The 23357-nt window shown below is 48.5% G+C and carries 20 protein-coding genes and 2 tRNA genes; 14 read left to right on the top strand and 8 right to left on the bottom strand.

What is annotated here, in order from left to right; genetic code table 11:
- The first annotated feature begins 27 nt into the window (after positions 1-27).
- Together V4534_00980 and V4534_00975 are read left to right on the top strand one after the other, a co-directional pair.
- A complete protein-coding gene (locus V4534_00980; GenBank protein MES2503429.1) occupies positions 28-5418 on the top strand; it encodes an AAA family ATPase in 5391 nt (1796 codons plus the stop codon).
- Positions 5411-5773 carry a response regulator gene (locus tag V4534_00975; protein ID MES2503428.1) on the top strand — a complete coding sequence of 121 codons (363 nt, stop codon included), beginning with the start codon at positions 5411-5413 and terminating at the stop codon, positions 5771-5773. The genes V4534_00980 and V4534_00975 overlap by 8 nt, the downstream gene beginning before the upstream one ends.
- On the opposite strand, the gene V4534_00970 is transcribed toward V4534_00975, so the two are convergent.
- Positions 5756-6658 (bottom strand): pyridoxal-phosphate dependent enzyme, encoded by a 903-nt coding sequence (locus V4534_00970; GenBank protein MES2503427.1) that lies wholly within the window; start codon positions 6656-6658, stop codon positions 5756-5758. The two genes, V4534_00975 and V4534_00970, sit on opposite strands and share 18 nt — an antisense overlap.
- A gap of 55 nt (positions 6659-6713) precedes the next feature.
- Between V4534_00970 and V4534_00965 the strand changes: the two genes are divergently transcribed.
- Together V4534_00965 and V4534_00960 are read left to right on the top strand one after the other, a co-directional pair.
- Positions 6714-7577: an EamA family transporter gene (locus V4534_00965; GenBank protein MES2503426.1), complete on the top strand. Its 864-nt coding sequence runs from the start codon at positions 6714-6716 to the stop codon at positions 7575-7577.
- Between the two features lie 2 nt (positions 7578-7579).
- Positions 7580-8461 carry an LOG family protein gene (locus tag V4534_00960; GenBank protein MES2503425.1) on the top strand — a complete coding sequence of 294 codons (882 nt, stop codon included), beginning with the start codon at positions 7580-7582 and terminating at the stop codon, positions 8459-8461.
- A gap of 4 nt (positions 8462-8465) precedes the next feature.
- On the opposite strand, the gene V4534_00955 is transcribed toward V4534_00960, so the two are convergent.
- From V4534_00955 to V4534_00945, 3 genes are read right to left on the bottom strand one after another with little or no spacing between them, the layout of a single operon-like run.
- Positions 8466-8936, bottom strand: coding sequence for a hypothetical protein (locus tag V4534_00955; protein ID MES2503424.1), 471 nt, complete (start codon positions 8934-8936; stop codon positions 8466-8468).
- Between the two features lie 15 nt (positions 8937-8951).
- Complete coding sequence (locus tag V4534_00950) at positions 8952-10061, bottom strand: Ca2+-dependent phosphoinositide-specific phospholipase C (GenBank protein MES2503423.1); 1110 nt, start codon at positions 10059-10061, stop codon at positions 8952-8954.
- 29 nt (positions 10062-10090) lie between these two features.
- Entirely contained in the window at positions 10091-10384 is a 294-nt protein-coding gene (locus V4534_00945; GenBank protein ID MES2503422.1) for a hypothetical protein, read from the bottom strand.
- A gap of 86 nt (positions 10385-10470) precedes the next feature.
- Between V4534_00945 and V4534_00940 the strand changes: the two genes are divergently transcribed.
- Complete coding sequence (locus tag V4534_00940) at positions 10471-10821, top strand: hypothetical protein (GenBank protein ID MES2503421.1); 351 nt, start codon at positions 10471-10473, stop codon at positions 10819-10821.
- Positions 10822-11185: 364 nt separating this feature from the next.
- Here the strand turns inward: V4534_00940 and recQ are convergent, their stop codons facing one another.
- The 3 genes from recQ to V4534_00925 all read right to left on the bottom strand — a co-directional run bounded on the left by recQ (position 11186) and on the right by V4534_00925 (position 13170).
- Positions 11186-13003: a DNA helicase RecQ gene (gene recQ, locus V4534_00935; GenBank protein MES2503420.1), complete on the bottom strand. Its 1818-nt coding sequence runs from the start codon at positions 13001-13003 to the stop codon at positions 11186-11188.
- A 9-nt stretch (positions 13004-13012) separates the two neighbouring features.
- Positions 13013-13089: transfer RNA gene (locus tag V4534_00930), tRNA-Arg, on the bottom strand.
- Between the two features lie 5 nt (positions 13090-13094).
- Positions 13095-13170 (bottom strand) — tRNA-His (locus tag V4534_00925).
- Positions 13171-13266: 96 nt separating this feature from the next.
- Here V4534_00925 and V4534_00920 point away from each other — a divergent pair.
- From V4534_00920 to rpmH, 6 genes are read left to right on the top strand one after another with little or no spacing between them, the layout of a single operon-like run.
- Positions 13267-13869, top strand: coding sequence for a hypothetical protein (locus tag V4534_00920; protein MES2503419.1), 603 nt, complete (start codon positions 13267-13269; stop codon positions 13867-13869).
- On the top strand, positions 13866-15209 hold the full coding sequence (locus V4534_00915; protein MES2503418.1) for an ATP-binding protein: 1344 nt from the start codon (positions 13866-13868) through the stop codon (positions 15207-15209). Before V4534_00920 ends, V4534_00915 begins: the two co-directional genes overlap by 4 nt.
- Entirely contained in the window at positions 15206-15634 is a 429-nt protein-coding gene (locus tag V4534_00910; protein ID MES2503417.1) for a response regulator, read from the top strand. Before V4534_00915 ends, V4534_00910 begins: the two co-directional genes overlap by 4 nt.
- Positions 15631-16731 (top strand): ATP-binding protein, encoded by a 1101-nt coding sequence (locus tag V4534_00905; GenBank protein MES2503416.1) that lies wholly within the window; start codon positions 15631-15633, stop codon positions 16729-16731. The genes V4534_00910 and V4534_00905 overlap by 4 nt, the downstream gene beginning before the upstream one ends.
- 14 nt (positions 16732-16745) lie before the next feature.
- On the top strand, positions 16746-17405 hold the full coding sequence (locus V4534_00900) for a hypothetical protein (GenBank protein MES2503415.1): 660 nt from the start codon (positions 16746-16748) through the stop codon (positions 17403-17405).
- A gap of 34 nt (positions 17406-17439) precedes the next feature.
- Positions 17440-17589 carry a 50S ribosomal protein L34 gene (gene rpmH / locus V4534_00895; GenBank protein MES2503414.1) on the top strand — a complete coding sequence of 50 codons (150 nt, stop codon included), beginning with the start codon at positions 17440-17442 and terminating at the stop codon, positions 17587-17589.
- 10 nt (positions 17590-17599) lie between these two features.
- Here rpmH and V4534_00890 read toward each other — a convergent pair whose 3' ends face one another.
- Positions 17600-17875 (bottom strand): hypothetical protein, encoded by a 276-nt coding sequence (locus tag V4534_00890; protein MES2503413.1) that lies wholly within the window; start codon positions 17873-17875, stop codon positions 17600-17602.
- Between the two features lie 19 nt (positions 17876-17894).
- On the opposite strand from V4534_00890, the gene gatB reads away from it, so the two are divergent.
- The 3 genes from gatB to V4534_00875 are packed head-to-tail and all read left to right on the top strand — an operon-like array spanning position 17895 to position 23130.
- Complete coding sequence (gene gatB, locus V4534_00885; GenBank protein MES2503412.1) at positions 17895-19298, top strand: Asp-tRNA(Asn)/Glu-tRNA(Gln) amidotransferase subunit GatB; 1404 nt, start codon at positions 17895-17897, stop codon at positions 19296-19298.
- Positions 19299-20219, top strand: coding sequence for an efflux RND transporter periplasmic adaptor subunit (locus V4534_00880; protein ID MES2503411.1), 921 nt, complete (start codon positions 19299-19301; stop codon positions 20217-20219).
- On the top strand, positions 20200-23130 hold the full coding sequence (locus V4534_00875) for an efflux RND transporter permease subunit (GenBank protein ID MES2503410.1): 2931 nt from the start codon (positions 20200-20202) through the stop codon (positions 23128-23130). Before V4534_00880 ends, V4534_00875 begins: the two co-directional genes overlap by 20 nt.
- Positions 23131-23357 lie beyond the last annotated feature (227 nt).

Below are 23357 nucleotides of genomic sequence, written 5' to 3'. Positions count from 1 at the left end.
GGTTTTTGATACACTCTATACAGGTGTATGCAGAATCCAACTTTTCATATTACTAAAGCTCTTGGCCATACGGGGCATCGTGCGGAATTCCAGGGTGAGACGGCCGACGGGCTGCCTGTATTAATCTACCATTATTTAGGCGCAAGTTCAGCCCAGGTGCCGAAATGGCAGCAAATTTTGTTTGAAGCCGGTCAAATTGCCAACCTAGACCATCCGGGCCTTCAAAAATATCCAATTTGCAAAGAAGACAAAAGCGGCATTTTCCTGGTGCAGGAGCTTATGTCATCCCAGCCTTTGAGCCGGGATCCAGACTCGACAACCAGCCTTTCTCAGTTTTACGCCATCGCGAAATCTCTGCTAACTGCCCTAGCCTATTGCCATGAACGCAAAGTTCTTCACAAAAACATTTGTCCCGAAAGTATCTTTGTCGATGCAGATCGCCAAGCCTACATATTAGGCAACTTTGCCATCTTCGAACAATTGAACCAAAGCCTGATGACGGAGGGCCCCTCCAGCTTCAATTTAGTCTATGGCTCGCCAGAGCTCACCGGCAGAATGAATCGGCCGGTTGAGGAGCCTAGCGATTTATATTCACTCGGCTGTTTGTTTTACGCATTCCTATCGGGTAAGCCGCCTTTTGCCTTCGAAAAGCCCAACGAATTAATCTACGCTCACCTAGCGTTGGTGCCCACCGCACTAAACTTAGTACAATCTGATATTCCGGCCGAGCTGTCCAATCTTATTGCCAAGTTATTAGCCAAAGAGCCGGCAGACCGCTATCGCAGCGCAAACGGCGTGCTCGCAGACATTATTGCTTTAGAAAAAGGCGAACTCACCCGCCTGGGGGCTTTGGATAGGCAGCGCACTTTCTTCATTTCCGACAAGCTCTACGGCAGAGCCGCGCAGGTTCAAGCGGCTGTGGATCATTTTAAAGGCATGGGGCCTGGGCACATGAATGTGCTGTCAGTAGGTGGTTTTTCTGGCATCGGTAAAACCCGGCTGGTACAGGAATTGTACAAACCCCTGACCGCACGCAGTGGCAGTTTGATATCTGGTAAGTTCGAGCAATATGCCCAAGGCAAGCCTTACGCCGGCTTAATTCAGGCTTTAACGCAATACTGCAATCAATTGTTAACGTTGGATAACCCCTCGCTGGTTCGATTTAAGCAAGAATTTGAAACGCTCATCGGTCCAAGTGGCCGTGCGCTCACCGACTTGGTGCCGGCATTGGCACTGATTGTTGGCGAGCAGCCGGCTCTTGAAGAAGTTGCGGTGGAGGTGAATGAGCTCCGGCTGCATCGCGCCCTCGAAAGCTTGCTATCGCTGATTGCTTCTGAATCAACGCCCGCAGTGCTTTTTCTGGACGACATGCAGTGGGTGGATAGGGTTAGTGTCAAGTTTCTAACTTATCTGCTGACTAAAAATCGCGTGCCGAATCTGCATTTGGTGTTTGCCTATCGAAGCAACGAGGTGGATGAAACCAGTCCGTTTATCATCATGTGCGAGGAACTTCGCCATAACCCGTTCCTTGTCTGGCTCGATTTGGAAGTACCGCCGCTAAAATTAGAAAGCGTCACCGCTTTGGTAGCAGACACTTTAAATACCGGTCACAAACAAGTCGAAACTCTGGCAGAAGCCATTTTCGCCAAAACGCAAGGAAACCCCTTCTTCGTCAAACAGATGCTGCAATCCGCGTACACCAATGGCATCATCAAACAGTCGGACCAAGGCTGGCAGTTTGATGTCGAAGCGGTGGCATCTTCTCAATTCGCTGACGATGTCGTCAGCTTCATGATTGGCAAGATATCGACTTACCCCGAGCAAACGCAGGACTTAAGCAACTTGGCGGCGGTCATTGGCACCCGTTTTTCATTGGAGTTGCTGCATCAACTAACCGATTTGCCACAGGATGTGATTTACGAACATCTGCATCCACTCATCGCAGATAACCTAATTATAGAAGGAAAAAATTTCTTAACCTTTGCGCATGATCGGGTCCAGGAGGCTTGTTACAAAATCTGTTCCGAAGAGGAGCGAACACGCCGGCATCTGCGAGTAGGCAAAGCACTGGACCCTGCTCAAATCTTCGAAGTGGTCGAGCATCTTAATCAGGCCAAAAGCCTTCTCCTCGAAAGCGGGGAGCGCAGAAATTTGGGACTTCTAAACTACCAAGCCGGTAGCAAAGCCTTGGCCAGTTCGGCCTATGGCATTGCTTATAACTTGCTCACCGAAGCGCTCGCGCTGTGCGAAGACGAGACTTTTTACGACCTGTATGCCGCCCATGCGCAGGCGGCACATTGTGAAGCGCATTATGACATTGCCGAAGCTTCAATTAAAAAATGCTTCGCTTTGAGTTCAGACGTTTTGCATAACGAGCGCATTATTACCCTTTATAACGAGCTCCTTTTTTTAACTAATCGACACCAGGAAAACATTGCGTTCGGACTGAGCATGCTGGCTAGGCTGGGATTTAAATTTCCTACTAGAGCACATAAAGGACACGTGCTCGTCAAGTATGCAAAATTGTTGTGGGCGGGTGGTTGGCGCAATCCCAATCATTGGGCAAATCTGCCGCCTTGCACTGATCGGCGGATTGCTGCTGTGCTCAACATCATTAACTACACGATTCCATCTTGCTACATGGTGAACAGCGACATGTTCGGCTTGCTTAGTATCCACATGGCGTATTTGGCGCTTAAAAACGGATTTAATAAAGACGCCGCGTTCGGCTTCGGGGCAGTCGCGGTGCTAGAAGCTGGGACTTTCAAACTTCTCAAGCGAGGCTTTAAATGGCGGCAACTGGCTAAGACCGTCAGCGAGCAATATCCGGATCTTAGAGTGGCCGCTCAGCTGCAATTTATCTCATCGCTGTTTGGCGATCAGTGGCGCATGCCTTTGGCGGCGCTAGCCAAAGAGTACAAACAAGCGGCTGCTTTAAATCAAGAGGTCGGCGTTTTGCATTGGGCCGATTACGCTTTGGCCTTTTCCTCATGCCCCAGGGTATTTTGCCAGCAAAAAACGTTGAATGAAATCGAGGACGAGAGCTTAGCCTGTCTGAAGTTTCATACACCGCATAAAGACCGGGAAGTGATTAACAACCAAAAATTTATTATTGATTATATTAGAGAACTTAGAGGTAATGCGGCGAGCCTGGCGCCCCTGCTTGAGCCGGCAAGCTACGCCCAAGAAATGACTCAAAATGGCAACCTAATGTCGCGCGCTCATTATGAAGTGTTTGCCCAGCTAAAATTCATGCTGAAAGAGCAACCGCTGGAAAATATGCGCGTTGGCCTGGCGTTCGCGTTTCGTTCCATTGATTTAAATGGCCTGTTGCTGGAGCTGTTTCATCGATTTGCGTTCTTAATCGGCTGGTACAGCGCACCGAGCAATCAAATCACGTGGTCGGAAAAATTATTTGGTAGTTTATACGCGGGCTTTAGTCTCTTTTGCATGCGCCTATGGACCAAAGGTTGTCCTGAAAACTACATGGGGTATTACCAACTTGCCTTAGCAGAGCGAGAATCCTCCAGACAAAACTATTCTAAGGCTAAACAGCATTTCATGTATGCCATTCACACAGCTCAACAGGCTAATTGGTTTATTCAGGCCTTCGCCTGGCAGCGTTTTGCGGCGTTTGAAACAATGCGGGGCAAGCATGAAATTGCCGAAGTCTTTTGCAGGGAAGCTTATCGACTTTACAAGTTTTGGGACTGCGCCAGTCAATGCGACTTTTTGCAGCAGCTCTACCCCGATTTCAATTTAAAAGGCGAAACCCTGCCAGAAAAAGTAGCGGCTCCCACGTCTACGGAATTTAGTGAAATCGATAAGATTGTTCTCGGCATCGCCAATCAGTCAACTTTGCCTGAATTAATCGAGTATGCCCTAAAAGTGATTTTGGAGACCGCGGGCGCGCAGCGGGTTGTGCTCTTACGACTGGACGCTAATAAACAGCCCATTGTCAAGGCATGCACCGAGAACAGCCAGGGAGGGTCTAAAACAGAAATGTATCCGAGTACGTGCCAGTTTTCGAGCTCGTTAGTCACCTATGTCGCGAGAACGGGCGAGCCGCATGTCATTGCTGATTCTAAAAGAGACGAGCAATTCGAGCGCGACGCCTATTTTGCGAATGCGTCTTCTCGCTCCGTTTTATGCTTTCCCGTCATCGCTCAGCAAGAGCTAGTTTATATTATCTATTTGGAAAATAGCCTGGCAACTGGCATGTTTACCAACAAACAAACCACCTTCTTAAACCTGATTTCATCCCAGTTTGCAGAAACCATGATGCGCATGCGAGCCACCGAAGAACTCTTAGAAGAGACAGTATCTCGCAACATGCTTGAGCAAATGATGAATGCCATCGGCGACTTGCTCTTTTTAATCGACGATAAAGGCAAAATTATCTTAGTCAATCATGCGGCGATGGGCGCACTTGGCTACGACGCCGAAGGCTTAAAAGACACCAAAATCACCCATTGGATTCACGCTGAACAAGGCGGAGAATGGCTAGATGGTGAACTCAGCGAATTCCAAGATATTAACTGCAATGCCCGCACCCGAGATGCCACCGAAATCCCCTTGCTGGTTTCAGCAAGGCGTTACAAACAAAAAGACCGAAGCTTAGGCGCGGTAGTGTATGCCAAAGACCTGCGCGAATCCCGCATGAGCGCGGCCATCAAAGAAAGGCTCGAAAGAGAACTTCAAGACATCCAAGTAGGTATGGTGGCTCAAAGTCGCTTAGCTGCGTTAGGCGAAATGGCAGGCGGCGTAGCGCATGAAATCAACACTCCCCTTGCTAGTATTGAACTTATCGTTGGACGCCTCAGCAAACTGGCAGAACAAGAGCCGGTAGATGCCGCGCAACTCGCGAGCCTTAGCGCGCTCGTTGGTAAAACGGTGAACCGCATTGCATCTATTGTGAGAGGCCTTCGGACCTTCTCTAGAGACGGCGCCCAGGATCCATTTTTGCCTACCAATGTTAAGCAAATCGTAGATGACACGTTGGCGCTTTGCTCTGAAAAGTTCAAAAATGCTGGGATTGATATTGGAGTATTAGTTGATGAGCAGTTGAGCATCGACTGCAGAGCTACCCAGATTTCTCAAGTGTTGCTCAATTTGATGAACAATGCCTGCGACGCCATGGAAAACAACGAACAAAAGTGGATTCGCATTGAGGCGAGTTCACAAGATACCATGGTTGAAATCACGGTAACCGATAGTGGCGTTTGGGCGTCTGAAGAAGCTAAAAAAATGATTTTCCAGCCCTTCTTCACCACCAAAGAGGTTAACAAGGGCACTGGGCTCGGTCTCAGCGTGTCGCAAGGCATTATTGCAAGCCACGGAGGCGTTTTAGAATTGGATATGAAGACGGTTAACACCCAATTTGTGATAAAACTACCTAAGAGGGTGCAACATGTCTAAGACAATTATGGTCGTAGATGATGACGATTTACTGAGAGAACTCGTCGCAAATGAATTTGAAACCAAAGGCTATAAGGTGCATTTGGCAGGCAATGGTATAGAAGCGCTGAAAATTTTAGAGGAAAATCCTGATATCTCCATCATTCTCTCAGACGTACGCATGCCAAAAATGGACGGCATCGAATTGCTCAAAAATGTCAAAGCCAAAGATCCCAAAACACCCGTGTTTATATTTATCTCTGGCTATAGCGACTACGAGCCTAGCGAAATTAATGCCATGGGCGCCGACAGGGTGTTCGACAAGCCCTTTAATATTAACAAGATATTCGAAGCGGTTTCAAAGTTGTCCCCTTAGATTGTGAGACCATGCGTTAACCAAATCCAAGCTCACGCCATTGCCACCGCAAACAATCACCAAAGGACTTTTATAGCGATGCTTAATTGCTGCCAGTGCCGCGCCACAAGCGGGTTCAACCAAAACACGTTGTTCATTGGCAAAATGGGCACAGGCATCTAGAGCCTGTTTATCGGAAACGACAGCCGATATTATTTCGTGCCGCTCGCTCCAAGCGATGGCTTGATCGCACACGCGTTTAGCACCTAAAGAGGTCGCAACGGTTTCGATCGAATCTAAAGTCACTGGCTCGCCAGCTTTTAGCGCGGCCGCCATAGAAGCCGCACCTTCTGTTTCAGCGGCAATAACAGGCACATCGTTCCAGCCTTGCTCATGAAGGCCTTGAACAATGCCGCAAAGCAGCCCACCGCCACCTACGGCAACGATGACGACGTCTGGTTTAATATGCTCAGCAGCTACTTCACGGATAATACTGGCGTGACCATCCCAAATCTTTGGATGGTTGAAAGGGGGGATATAGGCATAGCCTTCATTTTCACGAAGCATCGCTTGGACACGCGCGTCTGCCCCATTCCAGTCTTCGCCATGCACCGTGACATTAGCACCAAGGCTCTTGATTTTGTCTATCATTAAAGGCGAAGAAGTCTTAGGAACGACCACCTCAACAGGAATACCTAATTTCTGACCAGCGTAAGAAACAGCAATGCCTGCGTTTCCTCCGGAAGAAGACACAAAGCATTTGGCCTGCCCTTCATGAGCGTAATACTCGCACAAATGGCCGATACCGCGTATTTTGAAAGAGCCCGCTGGCTGCAGAGCATCCATTTTCAACCAGCATTTCAAGCCGGGCGAATAAAGTAGAGGCGTTACAATATGCAAAGACATAAATCCATTTTAGCACGCACCTTGACGGGCTTAAACCCACCGCTATGGTGATTTAATGAGTATAGGGGTTATTTACACAGCAATATCCGCCATTTTGTATGGAACTATTGGCTATTTTGGTGCGCGCCTTAGTGGGATAGGTTTCGATGTCAGTGACTTACTTTTTTGGCGATTTGCTTTCTCCTGCTTGTTGCTGCTCCCGGCTTTCCTCCTATCGCTGAAATCTTTGAAAAAAGATGACTATCGAACCATCGGCATCATCATCCTGTTGGGCATCATCTTTTATGGCTATGGGACTGGGCTATATTTTAAATCCGCTAGGCTAATTGGCACTGGCCTTGGGATGGTTATCTTCTTTGCATACCCATTGTTTGTGGTGTTGTTTTCTTGGGCCTTTCACAAGCAAAAGCCTTCGGTCAAAACCATGTTTGCTTTGGCCTTAATCGTGGTCGGCTCCAGCATGATTGCTTTTGGTGAGCGCGGTGAGTTTCGAGTAGATTTGCTCGGCATCGTCTTGGCGGCTGGTTCAGGATTGGGCTATGCATGTTATATATTTTCGAGCAAATCCATCAAAAATAATTTATCGCCGATGGTGTCCACCTTTTGGGTTTGTTTTGGATGCACCATCACCTTCGTTTTAGAAGCCGGATTTCAACAGCACACGCTCATTTGGCCTGAAACGAGTGATGCCTGGATGCTCATTGCCGGGTTTGCGTTGTTTGGGACTGTGTTGCCCATTTTTTTATTCTTGATGGGTATTAAAACGCTGCCGGCGAGTAAGGCATCTATTATTTCGGTGCTGGAGCCAGTGGCGGTTTTGGTGCTTGGCGTGTGTGTTTTAGGTGAGAGTATTACGGGCATTCAGCTAATCGGTGCTGCAATTATCTTGAGCTCTGCTTTGACTGTAGGGCATAAGTAAGTATGACCATGGTTCGCGAAGTACCGTTGCCTGAGCAAAAATTCAAACCGCGAGAAGAAGACCCGTTGGCGCCGGAGCGCATCAAAGCGATTATTGACAATCCTAGTTATATTGAGGCTGACCACGACCTGGATTTTTTGCATGCGCCAGTCACAAGAGGCATTCGCTTGCAGCTTGATTATCTAAAAGCCGAATATTTGATGCAGGAAAAGAACATCAAAAATACGGTGGTCGTTTTTGGTGGCACACGCATCAAAGAAGCAGGAGCCGTTCAGATCGAGCTGGATAAAATCGCGGACGATCCCAGTAAAGACGTAGAAAGGCAAATGCTCCTACGCCTGATGGATAAAAGTAAATATTACAGCATTGCGCATCAATTCGGAAACATCGTTGCCCGTGCCAACGAAGCTGCGCCACTTGATAACTTGACTGTAATGACTGGTGGCGGTCCAGGTGTGATGGAGGCGGCCAATCGGGGCGCGCATGACGCAAATGCCCGGAGTATTGGCTTGAATATACGCTTGCCGCTGGAGCAGTTTCCAAACCCATATATTACGCCCGGCTTATGCTTTTACTTTCATTACTTCGCGATGCGCAAACTGCACTTTTTGGAGAGAGCCAAAGCCTTGGTGGCTTTCCCAGGAGGCTATGGCACTTTAGACGAGCTCTTTGAAGTTTTGACCTTGATTCAAACCCGCAAAGTCGAGCCTATGCCGGTGGTCTTAGTTGGCGAAGCCTACTGGCGCCAGGCTGTAAACTTTGACTTCTTACTCGAAGAGGGTGTGATAGCGCCGGAGGATCGCAAGCTATTTTGGTTCGCCGAATCGGCAGAGGACATTTGGCAAGGAATCTGCAAATGGTACGCTGCTGCCAAAATAAGATAGCGCTCTAACGAGATAAATTGTTCGCGGTAGGGCTAGTTGGCGCGGGCACAGGCACTTGAACAGCACCCTGTGCCGCATCACTATGGTGGATTAAGCCATGAACGCCTTCTCTAGTTTTCCGATAGCAGGTATAAACAATCGCGCCGGTGATGGCGCAACCGGCAGTTATAGCGACTGCCCCACCGACTAAAAGGCCCACGTTGGTTTTGCTATCAATTAAATCGATGGCACGATTCAATGTATTTAAAATGTCTGGCACTGTCTTGTTAATGCCACGGTCGACGGTGTTCTTAAGTTCGTCTGCTTTCGCCACCACAGCATCAACTTTGCCAAGGCCAATCGCTATCTGCCGATTCAGTTCGGTAATTTGGTCGACCGTGGACTGCAGAACTGGCAAACAAGTGTTGTTGCTGCTGGCATTTAAACTCAACGGCACGCAAACACTCGCTAGAATCACACAACAAATTATTCTCATGATATCCTCCTCATCTTACTCGGCAACGTCGGCTGAAGTACAAGACCCACCGCGAACGGGATTGCAGCGGCCGGGGTTTCCCTTTGGGATTTTCACCACATAGTTATTGCCGTACCGGGTGGTGGGCTCGATAAAATCGGTGGAAATAATGTGAGCCCCGCTGGCCAAAGCCAAATCGCGAGGCCTAGTCTCGTTTAAAATGGCTTCAATACTATCCGCATCGGCTCTGGTTCGAACGATAAACCCTTGAGATACCAAGCTTACGATCTCTTGGTATAAAAGTGGAGAATCACGCTTTATCACTGCTGCCTCATCGGAAGCCGGGTCAGCAGACATAAATAAAGGCCTGCCTCTTAAAGAGGCGTGGTTATTAGTGTACATACTTCCGACGCCCGAGGACGGATCCAAGAAAATTAGAAATTTTCCTCGCGATGCAGCTAGGCTGGGCCAATTTCCTGCCAAAACAGCTTCTCTTAAAGTGCCATAAGTGCCACGTACATCGTCTGGTAAAATCAGCTTATTCATAGGAATGACGCTGAGCACCTCAGCATCCAGCGCATCCAAATCCGCCGCTTCAAAATGCACAACTGGAACAACGCCTAAAAAACTCGCCTTCGAGACATCAAGACCAGGCAGCACCGCCACATCGGTGCTTCGCGTCTCAAGTTGAATTAAAAAAGGCAGATGATTGGGATGCAGGTTGGACCAATCGAGCAGTTGCCTAAGGCAGGTGGTCAAGAGTCTGCAGTTAACGTAAAAATCAATGTTGGGCTCATGGAAGACTTTAAAGCCAGGCACTTCCAACTCCGCGTCATAGGAATTTCCGTCCTCGCCCAATGTCGACATAACTTTATATTCTTTGTAACGCCCACCCTCTCGATCGACAAATATATCAAATTCGAACGCTCTAACGCCACGATCCAGCTGCTGAGTCAGCGGCCTGTGTTGATAATCAGGAATCCCAATGTCGGGCAACTCACAAACTGACGTAATGACCGATACGATAAAGCCATTCATGTAACGTTTAAAGCTATTGTGACTACCCAAAACTTGGATATCATTTATCTTCACGACTGCCAGAGTATCAAGGGCTAGAAAAACCAAGATATAAGCGATGTGCTTCATTGGACGGCACAACCTGCAGCTTTAGGAGCCTATTCCGGCACCGAAAAAACCAACCGAAATTCAGGTCGTTCGTTAGGACATAGTTCAATTAACAAAGGCCTGACGTGTCGACCTCCATAAGGGTCATTGTAATGAACGCCCACCAAAATTAACACGCGCCCTAAAAGCCACTCGCGCGAGAAAATCTCGGTTTTTACGAAGTATTTTTGGGCAGGCACGAAAGCTTGAACATATTCATCCAATTTAAAAAAAGTTTGAAGATGCATCGGCCATATGCAGGCACTAAAACAAAAAGCAACCGAGCGAATTAGCGTCCATTTCATGATGCATTAATAAAATAGAGGCGACAGATGATTCCCGAACGATTAAAATCTGGATTTTTGAATGCGTGACTTTGGTTCAAGCTCTCATGAAGAATCATCTAACGATGTTTTTAGTATGCCTAGCATTAGCAGCACCGGCATCAGTGGCCTGGGTGCGAACAGCGAACCCCGATAATATTAGTTACGAAGACAAGTCAAAACCTTTTTTTGACCTTATCAGCATATCTGCCCCAGGAAATAAGGCGGTATTTGTCACCATCGCATGCACCACCAGGCCATCCTTTAAACATCATAAGTTAGAGGCTCCGAATTATGAAATCACCTCAGAACTTAAGGAATCCATAAAATCAAAACTGGGCGAGGTTCCTCCTGAATTTTGGCGTGACCTACGCATGACCATCTTGTTTGTCAAAAACTTCGCAAATGGAGCGAGATGATTCCGGGAACTATTGAAATGAAATCGCTTTGCTTTTTAATGATTTCGCTAATGCCCCAAAACGCTTTGGCTCTATGGTCAAAATTCACCTCTGACGCCGACCATATTGCCTACATTAGAACGGGAGATGGATGGAACATTGTCGAGCTCATTTACGAGGAAGGCGTTGTTACTATTAAGATAACCTCAGAAAACACAACGAGATTTTTATTGTCATCTATCGTAATTCGCCACCTATCGACTTGGCAAAAACAAACTGAAATAGACTACCGGTTCAACCAGGTCAGAATAAGCACACGCAGCCTCCCAAATGATTTCAAAGTGGAACTCACCGCATTCTTTAACCGGCTTTAGGCGTCAGACACCTAAGTGCGTAGCACTTCCAAAAAGGCTTGGCCGTATCGTTTGAGTTTTGCCTCGCCTACGCCTGGTATCAGGGCTAATTCAGAGAGATTACTTGGTTTGCGTGATGCCATCTCGCGCAGAGTGCTGTCATGAAATACAACATAAGGGGGCAGGTTTTGTTCCTTGGCCAACTCAAGACGTAAAGTTCGCAGATTTTGGAAGAGCTCGGTGTTGGCGTCATTCCAATCGGTTGGTTGGACAGGTGTTTTACGCGCTTTCTTTTCGGCTTTGGTAGTTACCGGATCGACACGCTGAAATACTTGTTGGCCTTTTTTGAGAACTGTCCAGGATTGCTCGTTAAGTTTGAACGCACCGTAGTTGTCGGGATCTACAGTCAAATAATTCGCTGCGGCCAGTTGGCGAAATACGGAAGACCACTCTTTCTCTTTTAAGTCTTTGCCGATGCCAAATACGCTTAACTTCACGTGGCCGAATTGAACCACACGTTCGGTTTCTTTGCCAAGCAGCACGTCAATCAGATGCCCCGCTCCGAAGCGTTGGCCCGTTCTGAAGATGCTGGAAAGTGCTTTTTGGGCGGGCAAAGTAGCATCCCAGGTGTTTTGCGGCTCCAGGCAGTTGTCGCAATTATTGCATTGCTCGGGGTAGGACTCTCCGAAATAGGCCAGCAATGCTTGTCTGCGGCAACGAACCGTTTCGGAAAAGCCTAAAATGGCGTTTAGCTTCTGCTGACTTAAGCGTTTAAAGGCTTCGCCCACTTCGCCGGATTCAATCATTTGCCGTAGTTGGACCACATCCCCTAGGCCGTAGACCATCCAGGCAGAAGCTGGATCACCGTCTCTGCCCGCTCGGCCGGTTTCTTGATAGTAGGATTCGATGCTTTTGGGCAAATCCAGATGCGCTACAAATCGAACGTTCGGCTTATCAATTCCCATCCCGAAGGCAATTGTTGCCACCATGACCACGCCTTCGTCGCGTAAAAAGCGCTCTTGATGCGTGCGCCTGGTATTTTGGTCTAGACCCGCATGGTACGGCAACGCCTTCATGCCCTTTTGCGAAAGCCAAGTCGCGATTTCTTCGGTTTTGGCGCGGCTCATGACATAGACGATGCCCGCCTCCCCTGCATGACGTGTGTTAATAAACTCGAAAAGCTGCTCTTTGCCGCTTTTTTTCAAAGCGATTTGATAACGAATGTTCGGCCTATCGAAGCTTGAACAAAATACCGGGTCTGATGTCAAGCCTAAGCGGGTACGGACTTCTTTTTGCGTGACGGGATCAGCCGTTGCGGTCAAGGCAATCAGCGGGATATTGGAATTTAACTCTTGTCGAAGCGTTGCAATCTGCAAATATTCAGGTCTAAAATCATGCCCCCATTGCGACACGCAATGTGCTTCATCTACCGCAATCAACCCGATGGTAAGGCTCTGTAAAAATGCCCGAAAATCAAGTGCATTCAAAGTCTCTGGCGCAACATATAAGAGCTTCAGCTCACCGTTTATGGCCTGAGCTTTGACCTTTCTTTTTTGCTCAAAACTTAACGTGGAATTATAAAACGCCGCTGCAACACCGTTTTGCACCAAGGCGTCTACCTGGTCTTGCATTAAAGCGATTAACGGCGAAATAACAATCGCCAAGCCTGGGCGAAGCAGCGCTGGCACTTGAAAGCAAAGGCTTTTTCCGCCGCCTGTCGGCATGAGCACCAGACAAGAGCCGCCAGTCATGACATGGCTAACCACAGCTTCCTGCTTTCCCCGAAAAGCAGCATAGCCAAAGACGCGCTGAAGAAGTTCTACCGCTTCGTCTGTTGAGTTAGAATTCATGAAAATGCCTGGTGCGCTCGAAGGGATTCGAACCCCTGACCCCCGGAATCGAAATCCGGTGCTCTATCCAGCTGAGCTACGAACGCTAAAATGGGGCGAGTGAAGGGAATCGAACCCTCGACCCTCAGGGCCACATCCTGATGCTCCACCGATTGAGCTACACCCGCCATCCGAACGAATCTAACGTTTAAAGGGCATTTTTCGTTTTTACAATAGGCTCCATCAACACTAACGCCTCCAATATAGTTATCATCTTGGAGTACATGGGCACGAAACGAATCTTGATATTACTCTCCGGTGTCTGGCTGGTGCTGATGATAATCGGGCTGTCTAAGCTTTGGGAATACAGTGCGAAACCAGGTAGCGCTGCCCAAACGCCGCAGACATGGCCCCAAAAGACAACCATCCCAAAACAGACCTCTTTAGACAGTTTGGTCATTTTTGCGCATCCTGATTGCCCATGCTCCTACGCGACAGTGGGTGAGCTCAACGAAATCTTGGCTCAGGTAAACCACAGGCTCGATGTGCATGTGTTGTTCGTTACACCGAAAAACCCTGATGCCAACTGGACCCAAACGCGCCTTTGGAGAGCGGCCAAAGCCATCCCGGGCGTTTCGGTTTCACTTGATGAAAACGGCGTAGAATCAAGACGATTTGGCGCAAAAACCTCCGGCCAAGTTAATTTATATGACCCTCAAGGCAGACTGGTGTTCAGCGGCGGCATCACCAGCGCTCGTGGACACTCGGGAGACAACGCAGGCAAAAGCGCCATCGTCTCCTTTATCAATGAGCGAAAGACGACGGTCAAGCATACGCCAGTCTTTGGCTGCGTCTTATATGAAGGCCACGAGACAACAATATTATGACAGGAACTGCAGATATTCGGACTGAAACATTCTTTCATGAAATGAGAGATGGAATCTTTCGTCGAACCGACCACATGTTCGCGACTTTGATGATCATCCAGTGGGCATTCGGAATGATATGCGCCCTTACTCTCTCCCCCAAGGCCTGGGAAGGCGCTACAAGCTATACCCACCCTCACGTATGGGCAGCGCTTTTCATGGGTGGTGCGCTTTCTGCATTCCCCATCGCTATGGCGATAATGAAACCCGGCGAAGTTTATACCCGCCATATTATTGCCATTAGCCAGATGCTTTGGTCAGCTCTGCTCATTCACTTAACGGGCGGGCGCATTGAAACGCATTTCCATGTTTTTGGCTCATTGGCTTTCCTGGCAATTTACAGAGACTGGAAGGTTTTAGTTACTGCCACCATTGTGGTCGCGGCGGACCACTTTTTGCGAGGAACTTATTTTCCTGAATCGGTGTTCGGGGTTGCAGCTGCTAGTCAATGGCGCTGGATCGAGCATGCCGCTTGGGTCGTATTCGAAGACGTATTTTTGATTAAGACTTGCATTCAGGCCAAACGAGAGATGAGGGAAATCTGCATTCGCCGAGCGAATCTTGAGATTTTGAACGAAGAAATGGACGCTAAAGTAACGCTTCGAACCGCTGAACTGGCCCGTTCCAACCAAGAGCTTCAGCAATTCGCTTATATTGCTTCGCATGACCTACAAGAGCCCCTGCGCATGGTTTCAAGCTATCTCCAGCTGTTAAAAAAACGCTACCAGGGTAAATTAGACCAAAGCGGCGACGAATACATTCATTTTGCTGTCGATGGCGCGCTGCGTATGAAGCAGCTGATCAACGATTTGCTCGAATACTCCCGCGTGGGGACGCAACGAAAACCACCCGTATTGACTCAAACCGAGACCACAGTGGATCATGCCCTTTCCAATCTAAAAGTTGCCATTGAAGAATCGGATACTGTCATCACACGAGATCCTCTGCCGGCCGTTATGGCTGATGATGTGCAACTCGAGCGCCTATTTCAAAATCTCATCGGCAATGCCATCAAATATCGGCTGAAAGACAGGGCCCCTCAAATCCATATTTCGGCCAAGAAATCAGACCAAGACACTGAATTTACCATCAGGGATAACGGCATTGGCATCGCGCCCGAACATTTCGAAAGGATTTTCGACATATTTCAAAGACTCCACACGGCTGAAGAATTTTCGGGAACAGGCATCGGCTTATCGGTCTGTAGAAAAATCGTTGAAAACCATGGTGGCAAAATCTGGGTTGAATCCGAAGTTGGTAAAGGCTCAACCTTTCATTTCACCTTAGGAGAGAAAAAGTGACACAAGATGTTCAAATCCTCATCGCAGATGATAGCCCAGGCGACGTGCAACTCACCATCGAAGCACTGAAAGACTGGACGATTGGCTATGAAGTCAACGTCGTTCGCAACGGTGAAGAAGTCGTTAAATACCTCATCAAACAAGACAATTATGCTGACGCCAAAACACCCGATCTGATTCTTTTAGATCTGAACATGCCTAAGATGGATGGTCGCCAAGTCTTAGAAAAAATCAAAAACGATGAAAATTTAAAGCGGATCCCGGTCATCATTCTAACCACCTCAAAATCTCAAGATGACATCATCAAAACCTACAATCTCCATGCCAACAGCTACATCACCAAGCCGGCTGAGCTTGATCAATTTATTCAAAAGATAAAATCCTTAGAGGAATACTGGTTTTCAACCGTGAGATTACCGTTATGACAAAAGACGCAATCAAAGTTCTGCTAGTAGAAGATAATGCAGGTGATGCTGGCCTTTTTTTAGCCATGCTCTCCGAAGTGCCTGGCGATTTCGTTGAAGAACGTGCTGATAGGTTATCAAGCGCATTCGAAAAGCTTGAGACAAATCAATTTGACGTATTGCTGCTGGATCTTTCTCTGCCAGACAGCACTGGGCCGGCCACTTTTTTAAAAGTCATAGAACGTTTTCCCAGAATACCCATCATCCTATTAACAGGACTAAAAGACCAAGACTTGGGGATCAGAGCCATGCAAGAAGGTGTGCAAGACTACTTAGTCAAAGGTGAAGTTGATGCCCAGATACTGACCCGGACTATTCGTTACGCCATCGAAAGAAAGAACACGCAAATTTTGCTCTTAGAAACTCAAAATGCCCTGGAAACCTCCTCTAAAATGGCTGCCCTAGGAACGATGGCTGGCGGGGTCGCTCATGAAATCAACACTCCTTTGGCGATTATTTCCATGCTCGCGTCTTTAGCCAAAGATAAAGCAGATAAAGATATCGTTAATTTTTTAGATAATATTGAAAAAACAGTTGCTCGCATTGCCCGTATTACCCGAGGTTTGCAAACCTTTTCGAGGGACGCCCAGGATGACCCTTTGCTGCAGGCAAATGTGAAAGGAATTGTAGATGAAACCATGCTGCTATGCGAGTACCGATTCAAAGACCTGCACATAGATGTAAAAATTGATGTCCCCGAAAATATCGTCCTGCAATGCCGGCCAACCCAAATCACTGAAGTCCTCATCAATTTACTGAACAATGCCACCGATGCTATCGCGCAACTTGAAACTAAATGGATCTCCATCGAAGCGAAAGAGTTGCCAGGCTATATTGAAATTGCAGTCACCGACAGCGGCAATCGAATCTCGAAGGAAATCGCCAACAAACTGTTCCATCCTTTTTTTACCACCAAAGACGTGGGCAAAGGCACAGGACTAGGTCTCAGTGTTTCCAAAGGAATTATTAGCGCTCATCAAGGTGATATCTTTTTAGACGACCAACATCCAAATACCCGCTTTGTGATGCGATTTAACAAAACATCTATCCACCCATAAGTGATTTTGTTGGCATGAGTTTCATCTTCCAATCGTTGTTGCCTTCAATGCCTGCCACTTGGTCTTTCTGCGCTGACCTGCCACCTCAAACCTTCGACTCTCTCAGGGCATTAATTCCTGAAATCCCTGCCAGCTGCCAAAAGATTAAACTCAGCGGTTTGCTCGACCCCACTAATCCAAAACGGCTAGATCGCAGCATCGGAGGCGAGCGAGAATTTGAAAGGCTGATTTACCACCTAAAGACCAAGCGGACAGACATACGCCTGCAACTGGAAGCACCCTACCCCAACATCCAATCCGGCGTACCGCTCAAATTCAGCCAAGCAAAGGGTTTTCATTTTAACGCGAAGTCTCAAATCTTGCCTGTTTCTCTGCAATATTACACGGACATCTTAACCGCTTTAAAAGCCCATACGGCTGGCTTAATGCCGCACGAGCAAAAGCGCTTTGACAACCTAATCGCCGCATTTAATCAAGGACTTATCAAAACAAAAACGCCTAATTTGGAACTATTTACCGAGCTAGGCATTTGGCTAAGCGCCTGCCCTGCACGTAAAAAGTTAGTGCAAAGCTACACAGACAATCCGCCAGAGGGTCATTATGCCGCCTTTTTTCCCAAAACCCGCTTAGACATTTGGCATTTGAAAGAGCCCAGGATCATCACGCTCTCTTGACAACCCACCTCAAAAACGCAAGCTTGGCCTTGCTATGAAACGTACTTATCAGCCAAGCCGCATTAAACTTCTCCGCGATCATGGATTCAGGGCCCGTATGGCCACTGCTGGCGGACGCGCAGTACTTGCACGTAGGCGTGCCAAAGGCCGTAAACGCCTGGTGCCTTCTGTCTACGCCAAATAGTCTTCCGGCTTCAAGGCGCATTAAAAAGCGCCATGAGTTTATTCGCATACAACGCCTTGGGCAACGTTCCAAATCGCCAGGCGTTGTCTTGATCTCTCGCACCGTACGCGAGGATGGTCATGTGGGATTTACCGTTCCCAAAAACGTCGGTAAAGCCAATATCCGTAATCTTGTCAAGCGTCGCCTCAGGCATATCTTGAGAGAGCGATCTTTCATGTTCGAAAAGCGTGATTTGGTTGTACTTGCCCTTCCCCCCGCCGCAAACGCCTCTTTTCAACAGCTGCAAAAGGACGTAGAGCGAGCCTATGAAGGATTACGAAGTCGTCATCGGCCTTGAGTGCCACGTTCAGCTCCTCACCCAAAGTAAGCTTTTTTCCCCAGCGAAAAACAACTATGGTGATGAGCCTAATACCAACGTCGATGTCGTCGATATTGCCCTCCCCGGCACCCTCCCCGTACTGAACCAAAAAGCTGTCGAATTCGCGATCCGTTTGGGCCTAGCTTTGGGGTGTGAAATCAATCACACCAGCGTGTTTGCCAGAAAGCATTACTTCTATCCGGATTTGCCCAAAGGCTATCAGATCAGTCAGCATGACCAGCCGATTTGCGGCCCGGGCACCCTGACTTTCCAAACCAAAGACGGCCCAAAAAGCATCGGTATCGAACGCATTCACATCGAAGAAGACGCTGGTAAAAACATCCACGTCGAAGGCGGCAACTCAAGCTTTTGCGATTACAACCGCGCTGGCACGCCCCTCCTAGAAGTTGTCACCAGACCAGACCTGCGCTCAGCCGAAGACGCCATGGAAGCTTACAAGACCCTGCGCGCCTTAGTTACCTACTTAGGTATCTGCGACGGCAATCTACAAGAAGGCTCCATGCGCGCAGATGCCAACGTCTCTGTAAGAAAGCCCGGCGCGCCCTTAGGCACCCGCACCGAAACGAAAAACCTTAACTCCATCAAATTCCTAGGCCAAGCGGTCGAGTTCGAATCTCGTCGCCAAGTGCTAGAAATCGAAGCCGGTCACACCATCGTTCAAGAAACCAGACTCTGGGATTCCAACCGCAAAGAATCCAGGGCGCTGCGAAGCAAAGAAGAAGCACACGATTACCGCTATTTCCCAGACCCGGACTTACTGCCGCTTAATGTCAGCGCCGATGAAATCGCTGATATCAAAGCCAGCCTGCCAGAGCTCCCTGTTCAAAAGCTCAACCGCTACCAAGAACAGCTAGGCCTGGGCGCTTATGATGCCAGCGTGCTCATTGCCGAAAAAGAGATGGCAGATTATTTTGAAGCAGCGCTGGCATTAAATGCTAACGCCAAGACCACCGCCAACTGGATTATCAACGAAATGCAGATGTCGCCGCAAATCACGCCCTCTCAATTGGGCGAGCTGGTCAAGTTAATAGACGACCGAGTGATTTCCGGCACCATTGCTAAGACAGTTTTTGAAGACCTACTGAGCAATCCGGCAAGCCGCCCCAGCGACATCGTCGAGTCCAAAGGCCTAAAAATGCAACGCGACTCTGGCGCCTTGCAGCAGATTATCGAGCAAACTTGCAAACAATATGAAAGCGAAGTAGCTAAATATAAGTCAGGCAAAACGAATATTTTCGGATTTTTAATGGGTCAGGTAATGAAGCAAACCCAAGGCAAAGCGGATCCGGTCGAAGCCACCAGTTTGCTCAAAAAATATTTGGACGGTTAAATGAAATGGTTAGTACTACTAGGCGCTGCCACAGCGTTTGGCGCGCCACAAAAAGTTGAGACTTTTACAGTTTCAAACAAAGGCTTCGAGCAAAAAATATCGCTCATAGGCACCATCAAAGCACACCGAGAGGCGATATTAACCGCCCCAGCTGCTGGCATCTTAACGCATATCTTCGCCCCGGAAGGAACACACGTTAAAAAAGATCAGCTATTAGCTGAGATGGAAAGCGATGGCCTTCGCAAATCTTTAACCGACACCAAAAGTGTGGTTAAAGCCAAACGCGAACGCCTAAGCCGACTTAAAAAACTGCACGACTTAGGCGACATCAGCCTCAAAGACCTAGAAGACGCCAAAGCCGACTTAGCAACCGCCGAGCACGAGCTCGAAGGCTCGAAGTTCAAAGCCCCCTTTGCGGGCGAATGCGGTCTCTACCGAGCCGAAGTGGGCAGCCACCTCAAATCTGGCGACCCCGTGGTCGCGATTTACGACATCAGCTCGCTTTTGGCTTATTTTTCCGTTCCCGAAAACTTGTTGACCAAACTCAAAATCGGCCAAAAGCTTAACGTTAAAAATCAATCCGCGACGCTGACCTCATTTGAAAACCGCCTAAATCCCAAAACGCAGCTGGCCTACGCCAAAGCGTCCATTGCCAAATGCAGCGACTGCATCATAGGCGCCAAAGTTCCCGTCGAACTCATTTTTGAAAGTACCGCCCTTAGCGTCCCTTCCGAAAGCATTTTTCTTAAAAACGGCGCTTCCAATGTCTACCGCGTGGTTGGCAAAAAGGCCGTTTTGACCCCAGTGACCGTCGGCGATCGAGCCGGCAAACAGACATCGATTCAAAAAGGCCTTAAAGCTGGTGACGTGGTAATTTTAAGAGGCCAGAGCAGAATACAAAATGACGACCCTGTTTATTAAGCGTCCCGTGCTCACCCTCACGCTAAATGCGTTTGTGGTGCTGCTGGGGATTATCGCTTACCAATCTCTAAATCTCTCCGAATACCCAGAAATCTCAGTGCCCAAGATTAAAGTCGGCGTGCAATATCCGGGCGCCAGCATGCACGTGATCGAAAACAACATCACCTTCTATTTAGAAGACGAACTCAGCGGTATTTCGGGGGTCGCCACCGTTCGCTCCAACATTGGCAACGGCTTTAGCGAAACCTGGCTCACTTTTCGCTCCGGCGTTAAAATAGAGCAAGCGCTCATAGACGTGCGCGATCGTGTTTCCCGAGTGAAATCCAGCTGGCCCAAAGACGTCATGGAGCCGTACATCGATCAAGAAGGCAAAGATCAAAGCATCACCATGTACCTTGATTTAAGCAGCTCCAAACTCACCGCAGACGAGTTGACCCACTTAGCCAACTTGCATCTCAAAAACCAACTGCAAAGCATTAAAGGCGTCTCTTCCATCGCAGTCCAAGGCGTGCCCTATGTCATGGAAATCAAACTGGACCGCATCAAAATGGCCGGTCATAAAATAACCACCTCGAAAGTGATTTCAGCATTACGTGCCAATCAAGTTTCGCTAGCAGCAGGCAAATTCCAAGGTGAAGTTCCCATTACAATTAGACTAGAGCTCGAAAAGCCTGAAGATTTCCAAAACATCGTCGTTAAAAAATCCGGCTCCGACATCACCCTTTTGAAAGACATCGCAGAAATCGTGTTGTCAAAAAACGACCGCATGCTGAACCAAGTCAATGGCCATGACGCCGTCTTCTTGGCGTTGAACCGCGCCAGCAACGGCAATCCCATTCAGATATCCAAACAAGTGAAAGCACTGCTTCCAACGCTTCGGGCCAACCTCCCCAAAGATGTCAGCCTAGAAATCGGCTACGACGGGTCCGCGTTTGTGAAAAGCTCTCTATCGAGTCTGGGCTGGACCATTTTGGAAGCCTGCTTGCTGGTATTGCTTGTGGTGTTTTTCTTTTTAAGGGATATCAGAGCCACGCTGATACCCTTAATCGCCATTCCAATTTCTTTAATCGGCGCGCTGGCCATCGCCAAAGCGTGTGGATTTAGTTTGAACACTTTCTCATTGTTGGCGCTCGTATTAGCCGTCGGTTTGGTGGTCGATGATGCCATTGTGGTGGTCGAGAACATCCATCGCCACATTGAAAAAGGTCTACCGCGCCTTGAGGCCGCCATCATCGGCAGCAAAGAAATCGCTTTCGCGGTCGTCGGCATGACCTTAACTTTAGGGGCTGTTTTCATGCCCATCGCCTTAACTGGCGGTCTAATCGGTCAGGTTTTAGTAGAATTCGGCGTCACCCTGGCCGCCGCCGTCCTAGTCTCAGGATTCGTCGCCCTAACCCTAACCCCCTACATGTGCTCCGTAATTCTCAAGCACGCCCCCCCCTCTCCAAAGGGAGAGGGCATGTTTAGCTCGCTAAAAACGGGAGCGAGGACACGCTTCATAGTCCCCGCGCTCGGTGTGTTGATCTTGGCCACCGCGCTGCTCTACCAACAACTCCCCAAACGCGTCGTTCCTCTTGAGGATCGCGGCTTCATCGGCGTCCACCTGGAACCCTTCCCTGGCAGCACGCTGCAAACGATGATGCCCTATATTCATCAGATCGATGCCTTGGTCGTTAACAATCCCAATATCGAAAACCGATTCCTCTACTCAAACCCGTCCTGGGGCACCGGCTTCACCTTCGCCCTCAAAGACCACGCTGACAGGCAAAACGCGTTTAAAATCGTCGAAGAGCTCAGAGAAAAGCTCAAAGCCATCCCAACCATCACCGCCTACGTCTGGAATTGGGACACCGGCCTTCCTGGCTTTGAGAGCGATGAAAACGGCGCAGAGCTCTCTATCGCCGTTCAAACCACGCACTCCTATAAAGATCTCAGCAATCAGCTGGAAAAACTTAAATTATCCCTCAAAGATCACCCCGTCCTAAAAGACATCGCCTACGATCTCCAATTCGATTTCCCTGGCTATAAAGCCCGCATCGATCATCAAAAAATGGCTCTATTAGAAGTCAGCATCGAAGAAGCGGCGTCTGCCATGAAAGTGCTGTTCGATCAAAACGAATCTCTCGAATTCTTCAAAGACGGTCTCAAATACAGAATCCGCATCCAAGGCGCCCAATTTGCCGACAACCTCCATGAAGTTGATATCTTAAATGGCGATAACAAACGTATCCCGCTCAGCACCTTCATGGAACTCGAACGCACCAGCGAGCCTCAAAGTCTGAACCATTACAACCGCCTCCGCGCCAGCAACCTCAGAGCCAGCCTACAGCCGGGCAAAACCTTGAGCGATGGCATCAACGCCATGAACGCCCTGCTAGAGAAAGACCTTACGCCAGGCTACACTTACTCGTTCATCGGCTCCGCCAAAAGCTGGCTGGATTCATCTCATACTTTTCTATGGCTACTGCTCTTAGCTGTTCTATTTATTTACGGGATTCTAGCGATTCAATTCGAAAGCTTTGTCGATCCGTTAATCATCTTGGTCACGGTGCCATTAGCCGCTTTTGGTGCCTTGTTCACGCTATGGATTTTCGGCCTAGAGCTCAACATCTTCGGTCAAATCGGCCTGGTCACGTTAATAGGCTTAATCTCCAAACATGGCATCTTGCTAGTAGATTTCGCCAATCAAACCGGCTCAATAACCGAGGCCGTCGCCCTGCGCACCCGGCCTATCTTAATGACCACAGCCGCCATGGTTTTAGGCGCTGTACCACTCATGCTAGCCACCGGTGCAGGCTCGGAAGCTAGACGGGCCATTGGCATAGTCCTTGTGTCGGGCTTGATGTTCGGAACAGCTCTGACCCTTGCGGTAATTCCTGCGGTTTATGGGCTATTAAAAAGGCAGGATTAGCCTGCATCCAGATCTCGAAGCCAACCACGACGCCACAACCCACAGGCTGTTCGAGCTGCAAAACCTTAGTCCTTAAGATCAGTGCTAGACGCCGATATCCACTAAGTTCAGCATTTTGCATGGCTTGTCTGAAAAATATTGCTGCCAGTGGAAAGCTCTTCCTACCCAGATGAATTTGGGCGATCCTTACTTGCTCCAGCAAGTTTCTTTCGGTGTCCGATACAAAT

It is taken from the genome of Myxococcota bacterium (genome assembly GCA_040387835.1).
Lineage (GTDB): Bacteria > Myxococcota > UBA727 > UBA727 > JABDBI01 > JAZKCZ01.
The sequence above is the reverse complement of the archived record's forward strand: the minus strand, read 5'-3'. Positions and strand labels throughout refer to the sequence as shown.

Bases quoted from the DNA above. Each gene is read 5' to 3' on its own strand.
- V4534_00980 (MES2503429.1), top strand. From the start codon at position 28: ATGCAGAATCCAACTTTTCATATTACTAAAGCTCTTGGCCATACGGGG.
- V4534_00975 (MES2503428.1), top strand. From the start codon at position 5,411: ATGTCTAAGACAATTATGGTCGTAGATGATGACGATTTACTGAGAGAA.
- V4534_00970 (MES2503427.1), bottom strand. From the start codon at position 6,658: ATGTCTTTGCATATTGTAACGCCTCTACTTTATTCGCCCGGCTTGAAA.
- V4534_00965 (MES2503426.1), top strand. From the start codon at position 6,714: ATGAGTATAGGGGTTATTTACACAGCAATATCCGCCATTTTGTATGGA.
- V4534_00960 (MES2503425.1), top strand. From the start codon at position 7,580: ATGACCATGGTTCGCGAAGTACCGTTGCCTGAGCAAAAATTCAAACCG.
- V4534_00955 (MES2503424.1), bottom strand. From the start codon at position 8,936: ATGAGAATAATTTGTTGTGTGATTCTAGCGAGTGTTTGCGTGCCGTTG.
- V4534_00950 (MES2503423.1), bottom strand. From the start codon at position 10,061: ATGAAGCACATCGCTTATATCTTGGTTTTTCTAGCCCTTGATACTCTG.
- V4534_00945 (MES2503422.1), bottom strand. From the start codon at position 10,384: ATGAAATGGACGCTAATTCGCTCGGTTGCTTTTTGTTTTAGTGCCTGC.
- V4534_00940 (MES2503421.1), top strand. From the start codon at position 10,471: ATGAAGAATCATCTAACGATGTTTTTAGTATGCCTAGCATTAGCAGCA.
- recQ (MES2503420.1), bottom strand. From the start codon at position 13,003: ATGAATTCTAACTCAACAGACGAAGCGGTAGAACTTCTTCAGCGCGTC.
- V4534_00920 (MES2503419.1), top strand. From the start codon at position 13,267: ATGGGCACGAAACGAATCTTGATATTACTCTCCGGTGTCTGGCTGGTG.
- V4534_00915 (MES2503418.1), top strand. From the start codon at position 13,866: ATGACAGGAACTGCAGATATTCGGACTGAAACATTCTTTCATGAAATG.
- V4534_00905 (MES2503416.1), top strand. From the start codon at position 15,631: ATGACAAAAGACGCAATCAAAGTTCTGCTAGTAGAAGATAATGCAGGT.
- V4534_00900 (MES2503415.1), top strand. From the start codon at position 16,746: ATGAGTTTCATCTTCCAATCGTTGTTGCCTTCAATGCCTGCCACTTGG.
- rpmH (MES2503414.1), top strand. From the start codon at position 17,440: ATGAAACGTACTTATCAGCCAAGCCGCATTAAACTTCTCCGCGATCAT.
- gatB (MES2503412.1), top strand. From the start codon at position 17,895: ATGAAGGATTACGAAGTCGTCATCGGCCTTGAGTGCCACGTTCAGCTC.
- V4534_00880 (MES2503411.1), top strand. From the start codon at position 19,299: ATGAAATGGTTAGTACTACTAGGCGCTGCCACAGCGTTTGGCGCGCCA.
- V4534_00875 (MES2503410.1), top strand. From the start codon at position 20,200: ATGACGACCCTGTTTATTAAGCGTCCCGTGCTCACCCTCACGCTAAAT.